This window comes from Microcoleus sp. B4-C1, assembly GCF_036705285.1.
GTDB lineage: Bacteria > Cyanobacteriota > Cyanobacteriia > Cyanobacteriales > Microcoleaceae > Microcoleus.
Map to the genome: position 1 here is coordinate 67,937 of NZ_JAUBUC010000015.1, position 9,858 is coordinate 77,794.

A 9,858-nucleotide genomic window follows, 5' to 3' on the forward strand; every position below is an offset into this window, starting at 1 on the left:
AAACGAAAGAACAACCATAAACTTTGTAGATATGAAACTAAAACGATTGGGACACGTAGCCGTCTGCGTGCAAGACATAGAGAAGTCTGCTGAATTCTACCGCAACTTGGGTATGGAGTTAGTCTGGAAAGATGCAGACTGGGCTTATTTGAAAGCAGGAGAGGACGGATTGGCGCTGTTGAGTCCGAGTTACGACCAAGCAGGGCCGCATTTTGGGTTTGTATTTGACGATCGCACCGAAATGGAATCCGCCTACGAACAACTCAAAGCCGATGGTGTTTCCGTCACCCACATCCACGAACACCGCGACGGTACTGCATCCTTTTACGGCAGAGATCCAGATGGGAACGGCTTCGAGTACCTTTACGAACCGGCCTGACGATTCTAGGGCTTACGAATCAACACCCAAGAAACCGGGTTTTTAGCGGTTTCTGCGAGTTGCAGTGCGTCTTCTCGACAAAAACCCGGTTTCTGACCACGTGCGCGAACTAAATTAAGTAAGCGCACAGAAAAAAATAGAATACCCAGATACCGGGCGCAGGCGTTCCTTCTTCCGTTCCCGGAACCTCCCTAAAACTCGCCGAATAAAGTTACATACTTACACCGAGGCTTCTCAAGTAAGGTGCAGGCTGTGAATCCAAAATATATCCACAACTTCCGAAAATCGGCTCGATAATCTAAAATCTAAAATCTAAAATCTAAAATCCTCATGTTGCAGAGAATACAAGTCAGAAACCGCTGGAAATCAATCTTCAAACCCTGGGAAGAAGCAGACCCTTGGCTGTTTGGCGCTTGCATCGCCCTCACCATCTTCGGGGGAGTCATGATCCGCAGCGTCGAAATCAACCAGGGGATGATCGACTGGTGGCGGCACTGGGTAACTGGGGCAGTGGGTTTGATCCTCGCCATCATCATTTCCCGCTGCCGTTACCAAACACTGATTGAGTGGAAATGGCCGATTTACATATTAATCAATTTGTCCCTGATCGCAGTGCGGTTTATCGGTACTACAGGGCTCGGTGCCCAGCGGTGGATCAACATCGGCGGCTTTTACCTGCAACCGTCAGAATTTGCCAAAGTAGGCATGATTATCACTTTAGCAGCTCTCCTGCACGACAAGACTGTCCCCACGGTGGGTCATATGTTGAGGATGCTGGCGATTATGGCTGTACCTTGGGGATTGATCTTTGCCGAACCAAATTTAGGTACTTCCTTAGTCTTCGGCGCGATCACAATGGGGATGTTTTACTGGGGAAATGTCAATCCCGGCTGGCTAATATTGCTATTCTCTCCTCTCATCTCAGTTCTCCTCAATAACCTGTATACACCGATTTGGGTAGCCTGGGTAGTTGTTGCAGGTATTATCGCTTGGCGAACCCTGCCTTGGCCCTGGTTGGGGACTTTCGGTGCTGTGTTGGTGAACGTTGTTTCTGGACAAGTCGGACAGCTTTTTTGGAATGTACTCAAGGATTATCAAAAAATGCGTCTGACAGGGTTTTTAAACCCGGAGAAAGACCCTTTAGGTAGCGGATATCACTTGATTCAATCTCGGATTGCTATTGGGGCCGGGGAACTGAAAGGCAGGGGTTTGTTTCAGGGAACGCAAACTCAGCTTAACTTTATTCCCGAACAGCATACAGACTTTATCTTTTCAGCCATTGGCGAAGAATTGGGGTTTATTGGCTGCATTTGCGTGCTGTTTGTCTTTTGGGTAATTTGTTTCAGGTTGGTGACGATCGCTCAAACTGCTAACGATAATTTTGGTTCTTTGCTGGCGATCGGCGTACTGTCAATGTTGATTTTTCAGGTATTCGTAAATATTGGGATGAACATTGGCTTGGCGCCGGTTACGGGCATTCCCCTGCCTTTCCTAAGTTACGGGAATGCGTCGCTGCTGAGTAATTTTCTCGGCCTGGGACTGGTGGAGGCTGTGGCCAGCCAGCGACAGCGCAAGAAGCGTTGGAATTAGGTCATTGGTAATGGGTAATGAGTTTTGGGAATGCGATCGCCCTTTTGATTTCTTTCGAGAGATTCTGCGGGCGATCGTATTTTTTGTCGATCGGCCAAGGCGCATCTAAATTTTACGCTTCCTGAGCCGAGCCTTTAGGACAGTTAAGTTTGATAAAATTCTTGGGGGCGCACGAGAACCCGCCCAAAAATAAAATTTAGAGGCCCAACACCTGAAGTACACCGACTTAATTAAACCACTATTGACGCAAACAATAAATGCTTTTGTGCGCTATGGGTAAGCCACTCTCTGTGCAGTGGAGACCCTACTGAGGAAGTTATTAATGCCTGAAACCCTTGCTAGTATTACATCTTTTTTTTCTTCCTTTCTTCTTTCTTTCTCCTTTTTCCTTCTTCCTTTTTCCTTCTTCCTTCTTCCTTCTTCCTTCTTCCTTCTTCCTTCGCCTCTGATTACTCGTTCATATTCTTGTACGTAGCAACAGCAGAAGGCGAACTCCGGTTTAAATAACGGAATATCCAATACTTAAATACCGTATCCAAGATAACTGGAAACGTCGCAATGAACAAAAATATGAACTGCCTATTTTCTGGTAGTCCCAAATGCCTCGATAAACCTTCGAGAATTACTTCCCAACCGTGAGGCGAGTGGAATCCCACAAACACATCTGTAAACAAAATAATTACGAAAGCTTTCGCACTGTCGCTGAGGCCGTAAATCACATCGTCCATAAAAGACTTTAAAATCTCAATCTCTTTCTTGTTAGTGACGATAATCGCGGCAAAAGCCATGCAGGAAATCAAATCAGCAAAAATATTTTTAATGGCTCCACCACTTTCAGCGCGGTATTCCTCCGCTAGTTCAACTGCTTTCGCGGCAATCATCTTTTCCGTTTCCTCTAAAGAAAGCGAGGGAGCAGTGCCTATTAACCTTTGAAAATTGAGGTGCTGCTCAAATCTCTCCAGTTCTTGAAATGCTTCTTCTTCCAGGTTAACATTTATGAAAACGGGAGCATTTTCTTGACCTCTAAAATGGTCAACTATCGGGCCGACTAGAAAGTTTTTGGAAATTTGATTCGTCAACAGCGGAACTAAAATCAAAAGCAAAATAAATCTGAGAGAAATAATTGTTTTTACTTTGGAATTGCGAAAATTCTTGACTACTTCTTTTTCAGCTCCAGGGTCTAAATCTTTAGTGATGCGATTCAAAGTCCCCAAAAGCGATCGCGGTAATAAATTTACTTCTTCATAGTTAGTGTCAACCTCACCATCGTGAATTTGAACAGAATTAGCTGAACCTTTATTTTTTGGATCGGGTGGAGAGCTGCTATTTGTAGATTTTGCCGACAAATTTACTGAACTGACAACCGGAACAATTGCCGTCGATCTACTATTATTAATATACTTGTCGATAACTCCATCAATAAACTCTAGCTTCTCAAATATAAGGGATTCTCTATCTTTCTTGTTGAGATGTAATCCGTGCTGGTGATAATCAGCGCTGTCCCCCGTTTTGGGTTTAGCCCCCACTCGCTCCGGCAGTTCCAAAAAAGAACGGCTAGCATTAAACTCAACCATTCGGGTTTGGATGACCTTGAGGTATTTTTGCAGTTCGGATTTAAAGTAAGACAGGGTGCTTTGTCCGTAATCTCCCGATCGCTCAGAGATTCCTTGGCCACCAAAATGCTCGTCTTCGATCGCCTTAATTGCTAAGGCAGCATCGTAGGCTTGTTCTAGAGCTCTCTCAGGCGTTTCTCGATACCATTGGTGAAGGCTGTAGAGATATTTTACAATCCTGTTCCAGGGAGAAGTATTCATAGCTAAAGCTGGTTAGTTGGCTGTAGACATTAGTGATTAAAGTATTCACGGTATGGTAACAAATTTACATAAATTGAGAACTGCCACGGAGGATTCAATTTGGATTATCGGATCTGCCCGCAGCGGCAAAACCACTCGTTTAGTCGAGCAGTTCTGCATTTGGAGCAAAACTGTCAAGCCTCTGCCTGCAACAGTTTCAGGGCGATCGAGTTCCGGGCGGAGGCGGGCGGGACAAACTGCCCCAGCAATTTTAGTCTTAGCAGCTAACGGAGACAACCGGCTAGAATTAGCCGATCGCATCGCCGTCGCTACCGAAGGAAAATATACCTTTCACTCCACAACACCCTTCGGTTTTTTTGAGCAGGAAGTATTGTTATTTTGGCCCCTGCTAGTTCAGTCGCTGGATTTGAGATCTCAATTTCCCCTACGGCTGCAACCTGAAACAGAACTGGAACTTGCCGCGAGACTCTGGCGTCGCGAACTAGACGAAGGCATTTTGCAAAAAACAGGGGTCAGCCCAAATCGAATGGTGCGTCGAACACTAGACTTATTACAACTTGCTGCTGTCAGCGGTACACCGAGAGAAGAGATTCCCAGCATTCTGGAACAGGGATTTGCTATCTCAGGCGGCTCGACCAACCTGTGGACTAGCATGGGAGAGTTGCTGGAAAGGTGGCGGGAATGGTGCTTGACGCGGGGGCTCCTGACTTACGGGATTGTTTGCGAACTCTACTGGCGCTATTTGTTGCCGGATGTCAGTTACCAGCAGCATTTGGCCTCTAGATACCAAGCTGTGATCGCAGACGATGTTGACGATTATCCGGCGATAAGTCGCCATTTGTTCGATCGAATGCTCGACCAAGGTGCGGCGGGGGCTTTCTCCTACAATCCAGATGGAGGAGTGCGTTTGGGCTTGGGGGCGGACACGGAATACCTAGCCCAACTCGAAAGCCGCTGTCAAAGTGTGGAAAATTTGGACGCAAAAGCGGGTTTAGCCGCAGAGATTGGAGAGTTAGCGGTAAGTTTAGCAGTTAATACGGAGGGTTTTTATCCTTTAGGCTTGAGTTTGCCCGGTAAAGTTCGATCGCTCCAAACCACTTCCCGGGCTCAACTGCTGCGAGAAACCGCCGAAATCATCGTCGATGCGGTGAAGTCACAAGCCGTGGAACCGCAGGAAATCGCCGTAATTGCCCCTGGGATGGATGCGATCGCCCGTTACAGTTTAACGGAAATTCTCGCGCGAGATGGTATCGCCGCCGTATCTCTCAACGATCAGCGGCCGCTCTCGACTACCCCAGAGATTCGAGCTTTACTCACTTTGTTAGCCTTAGTTTATCCGGGACTCGGCCGTTTAGTCGATCGAGACGGCACAGCCGAAATGCTGGTAGTGTTGGGCAGCCAGAAACACCGTTCATTGGAAACAGAAGATTCTAACTCGACTTTCAATCTAACATCTCAAATTCACCATCAAAAATCGATCGACCAAGTGAGAGCAGGTTTAATCGCCGATCACTGTTTTTGTCCAGATATCGATCGACCTCAATTGCTGCCAATTACAGCCTTTCCCCGGTGGGACAGAGTGGGACACCGAGCAGCCAGGGCCTACGAGCACATTGTCGAGTGGATCGAACAACAGCGATCGCAACAGCAGGAGCGCCTGTTGCCGAGCCCAATTGCCCTACTCGATCGAGCCATCCAGAAATTTCTCATGAACGACAGATACCTGCCCTACGATCGGCTAGCAGCCCTGCGCGAGTTAATGGAAACCGCCACCCACTACTGGGAAATCAACGGGCGAATGCAGCGCGTAGAACCAACAAATGGCGGCGACTCAGAAACGATCGCCCGGTTCATCCAGTTGTTGCGCCAAGGAACCGTCACCGCCAATCCCTTTCCAGTGCGTCCCGAAGGCCCAGCAGCCAGAGCCGTCACCCTCGCCAACATCTTCCAGTACCGTAGCAGCCGCCGCGCCCACAAATGGCACTTTTGGCTGGATGCCGGCTCGCCCCTGTGGCTGAGTGGCGGTGCGGCGACATTGTTTGGCGCTCCCTTATTTTTGCGATCGCAACTGGGGCATCCCTGGGAAACCGAAGAGGAAACGGCGGCCGACCAACAGCGACTGCGGCGAATTCTGCTAGATTTGTTAAGTCGCTGTTCCCTGCTTTACCTGTGCCACAGCGAACTATCCGTCAGTGGACAAGAACAAACCGGGCCGCTTCTGCCCCTAATTAACAGCTCTGTTTCTTGTCAGCAGTCAGCATGAGGCATTCACTTCTGCAGGCAAAAGGCAAATCTGTATTCAGCATTCAACATTCGGAAAGAAAAAATTATGACGGCGAAGATTTTTATTTTTTCTGATTCTGGATAAATAAACCGGGCTGACTCCAAGCCCGACTTCTAGGTTCTCTCGATCTGGCGCGATATTAAAGTATACCCAACATAGGCCTCAAAACGTGCAATCATTAATATTTTGAGATCAAAAGATGCCCCGCTTAAAAAATATCTATAGCCGTGGCAGTTTTGATTTAGTATGTTAGAAATGATGGGGTTATTAATCAATTTTAAGCCAGATTGGTGGCAACAAACTGATACTAATCAGTTCTTAAAGTAAATCGGGATAGTCGTTTAAAGGAGCCAAAATAATGCCAAGTGCAGTGCCATTAGTAATTATACCACCTCCAACACCAGAACCAGAGACGCCAGAACCAGAGACGCCAGAACCAGAGACGCCAGAACCAGAGACGCCAACACCTCCGACGCCGCCAACACCTCCGACGCCGCCAACACCTCCAACACCTCCATCCGGGGACGACACAATTGGCGACATAGACGACACAGGGGGCGGAGGCCAAGGTACCTCGCCCGGAATCATCGGCGGCGTAGTCCGCGGCACAGAAAGCAACGACTCCTTAGCTGGCAGTCCCGGCCCCGACGTGATTTCCGGGCTGCAAGGCAACGACACCTTGCAAGGAGTCGGAGGCGACGATTTACTATTTGGCAACGACGATGACGACGTGCTGTTCGGCAATGAGGGCAACGACGTTCTTGATGGCGGTTCAGGACTCGATACCCTGTACGGAGGCAAAGATAACGACTCCCTCGATGGGGGAAATAACCCTGACCTGCTTTATGGCAATGACGGCAACGACACGGTAATCGGAGGCGAAGGCAGAGACACGGCTTACGGCGGCAAAGGCAGCGACAGCTTGCGTGGCGGTTCTGGCGACGATAGCTTTTTGGGCGATCGAGGTGACGACATTCTGTGGGGCGACCAAGGCAACGACTCGCTCTTCGGTGGCGACGGCGAAGACTTGCTATTTGGCAACGAAGGAGGCGACTGGCTATACGGAAACGCCGGCGGGGACACAATTTTTGCCGGCGACGGCGACGACATCGTATTCGGCGGTGACGGCGACGACATCATAGACGCCGGTGCAGGCAACGACGTTATTTGGGGCGAAGCAGGCAAAGACGTAGTGGCAGGAGGCGAAGGCAGAGATGTCTTCGTCATCGGTGCATTCAGTTCCCCCAGCGGCAGCAGCGACGGCACTAACGCGGCATTTATCACCACAGGCGGCCCCGATCTCGCCGATGCCGACATTTTCACAGACTTTCGCCAAGGCGAAGATTTAATCGGGTTAAGTGGCGACCTCAAGTTTGAAGATTTGGTAATCTTCCAAAGCACTGAGACGAAAGCCGGCAGTACAATTATTCGCAACGGCGTCAGCGGCGACTTTTTAGCAGTATTGCCGGGAGTAGACAGCAGAACCCTAGGGCGAAGCTCATTTGTAATTGCGCCCACAGTTCCCGGCAGCGCAACTCCACTTCCCCTACCGACGCCGACAGACAGTCCGACACCGACAGGAAGTCCGACGCCGACAGGAAGTCCGACGCCGCCGACACCGCCGACGCCGCCGACACCGCCGACGCCGCCGACGCCGCCGACACCGCCGACACCGCCGACACCGGACGAGCCGCTGCCGACGTTCCCGACGCCGAATTTGCCGACGCCGACAGGAAGTCCGACGCCGACAGGAAGTCCGCCGCCCATCTTTAACCAACCTCCAAGAGCAGTTAACGATAACTTCACCACGGTTTCGGGTCAAGAGCTCAGTTTCAACGTTCTGTTGAACGACACTGACCAGGAACAAAGCGCTCTGACTGTCACGACTTTTGCTCCAGCAAGCAAAGGGAGCCTGGTTCCCGTGGGCGGCGGCGTATTCAAATACACCCCGAATCCGGGCTTCTCGGGAACTGACAGCTTCAGCTACTCGATCTCCGACGGCAGCGGTGGCACAAGTAAGGCGGTAGTAACCATCAACGTCAGTAGCCCGCCCCAGCTAATAATTAACGACGGTGTAGTTGTTGCCAAAAGTAATCCTATCCAGACAATCACTGCCGCCGATTTGTTAATCACAGATCCCGACAACAGCCCCTTGGAAATCGTTTACACGATTACTAAAGCCCCCGATGCTACCAGAGGTTTTGTCCAAAGGGGTAGCACGTTTCTCAACGTCGGCGGCAAATTCAGCCAAGACGATATCAACAACAACATCGTCAAATACAACTTGCTGGCAGAAGGTGGCAGCGACAGTTTCACGTTTACAGCCTCCGATGGGTCTGCAACTATCGGGCCGGCATCCTTCAGCATCACGGTGGTAGATAATATTGTCGATCGCAGCGCACTCCCGGCCAGCAGCTTTACAGGCAGCAACCTCAGCGACTTCATCGTCGGCGGGCCCGGCGACGATACCCTCGCTGGGGGCGAGGGCAACGACATCATGGACGGCAGTGGCGGCAACGACCTCCTATTCGGTGAAGCAGGCAACGACTCGCTGGTGGGTGCGATCGGCAACGACACCGTTGACGGCGGACTGGGCAACGACACCCTCGACGGCCAAGACGGCATAGACTCGCTGATCGGCGGACTGGGCAACGACCTGATGTTCGGCGGCAATGACAATGACAACCTAGCCGGCGGTGACAACAACGACACCATTGACGGCGGAACAGGCAATGACTCGATATTGGGAGAATCCGGCGAGGACTCGATACTTGGTGGCGCCGGGATTGACACCTTACTTGGTGGCATTGGCGACGACTCCCTCGACGGCGGTGCAGGCGACGACATCCTCGACGGTGGACTGGGCAGAGACTTGCTCGACGGCGGTATCAATAACGATTCCATCTTGGGCGGGGACAACGATGACACGATTTTGGGTGGAGAAGGCAACGACACGGGACTCGGAGGTTCGGGCAATGACTACCTGTTGGGCGAGGCCGGCAGCGACTCTCTGTTAGGCGAAGCAGGCGACGACACTCTCGACGGCGGTGCCGGCAGCGACTGTCTCAGCGGCGCCTTCGGCAATGACTTGATATTGGGTGGCGATGACAACGACTCGCTTTCGGGCGGTGAAGGCAATGACATTTTGGGCGGTGGCAACGGTTCTGACTTGCTCACGGGCGATGCTGGCAATGATTTCTTCTACTATGAAACTCCCAGCGAAGGCGTGGACGTGATTGCTGACTTTAACGCTAACGGCAGCGAGACCGACAGATTTTTGTTCAGGTCGTCAAATTTCGGAGGTTTAACCAACTCAGGAACTACTCTCGATTTCACCAGTTTTATCGTCAGGAATATCGGGTCTAGCGGCGACGACATTAGCAAGCAATCAGTCATTTTGTTTGAATCTAAATTTGACAACGCTCAAGCAATAAATGCAGTGTTGAAGAATCAAAACGGTTCGAGCAAAACGGGAGCTTTCTTCGTGTACCTGAACAATACTTTTAACAAGTACGTTCTCGGCTTCGACCCGAATGTGGCAGATGACAGTCTCCCAGCTTTCGATTTGGCAGTGTTGAATTCTATTCCTACAGTGCCCGGAGCGCTCAGCACCGTCATTACTGCATCTGACTTTAAGTTTATTTAGTAGTTTTGAGTAGCGTCGCAAGGAGTCGGAACAATGCCAAGTGCAGTACCACTAATTTTTCTCGAAGGGCGGCTACCCGATGAAAACGCGGATAGTTTGGATAGCGGCACGGTGCCGCAGCCTACGCCGTCGCCGGGAACGGAGC

5 protein-coding genes are annotated in these 9,858 nt (G+C 50.5%); 4 read left to right on the plus strand and 1 reads right to left on the minus strand.

Annotated elements, in window-relative coordinates; all coding sequences use genetic code 11:
* Positions 1-31: 31 nt before the first annotated feature.
* Together QUB26_RS08790 and rodA are read left to right on the plus strand one after the other, a co-directional pair.
* Positions 32-379 (plus strand): VOC family protein, encoded by a 348-nt coding sequence (locus tag QUB26_RS08790; RefSeq protein ID WP_190661613.1) that lies wholly within the window; start codon positions 32-34, stop codon positions 377-379.
* 330 nt (positions 380-709) lie between these two features.
* Positions 710-1,969, plus strand: coding sequence for a rod shape-determining protein RodA (gene rodA / locus QUB26_RS08795; RefSeq protein WP_333055266.1), 1,260 nt, complete (start codon positions 710-712; stop codon positions 1,967-1,969).
* Between the two features lie 449 nt (positions 1,970-2,418).
* Here rodA and QUB26_RS08800 read toward each other — a convergent pair whose 3' ends face one another.
* On the minus strand, positions 2,419-3,783 hold the full coding sequence (locus QUB26_RS08800) for a proton extrusion protein PcxA (protein ID WP_333238714.1): 1,365 nt from the start codon (positions 3,781-3,783) through the stop codon (positions 2,419-2,421).
* 52 nt (positions 3,784-3,835) lie between these two features.
* On the opposite strand from QUB26_RS08800, the gene QUB26_RS08805 reads away from it, so the two are divergent.
* Complete coding sequence (locus QUB26_RS08805) at positions 3,836-6,046, plus strand: recombinase family protein (RefSeq protein WP_333238716.1); 2,211 nt, start codon at positions 3,836-3,838, stop codon at positions 6,044-6,046.
* A gap of 379 nt (positions 6,047-6,425) precedes the next feature.
* On the plus strand, positions 6,426-9,713 hold the full coding sequence (locus tag QUB26_RS08810; protein ID WP_333238718.1) for an Ig-like domain-containing protein: 3,288 nt from the start codon (positions 6,426-6,428) through the stop codon (positions 9,711-9,713).
* Positions 9,714-9,858 lie beyond the last annotated feature (145 nt).

What these genes read in the sequence shown, in the direction of transcription:
- QUB26_RS08790 (WP_190661613.1), top strand. Translation starts at nt 32, where the DNA reads ATGAAACTAAAACGATTGGGACACGTAGCCGTCTGCGTGCAAGACATA.
- rodA (WP_333055266.1), top strand. Translation starts at nt 710, where the DNA reads ATGTTGCAGAGAATACAAGTCAGAAACCGCTGGAAATCAATCTTCAAA.
- QUB26_RS08800 (WP_333238714.1), bottom strand. Translation starts at nt 3,783, where the DNA reads ATGAATACTTCTCCCTGGAACAGGATTGTAAAATATCTCTACAGCCTT.
- QUB26_RS08805 (WP_333238716.1), top strand. Translation starts at nt 3,836, where the DNA reads ATGGTAACAAATTTACATAAATTGAGAACTGCCACGGAGGATTCAATT.
- QUB26_RS08810 (WP_333238718.1), top strand. Translation starts at nt 6,426, where the DNA reads ATGCCAAGTGCAGTGCCATTAGTAATTATACCACCTCCAACACCAGAA.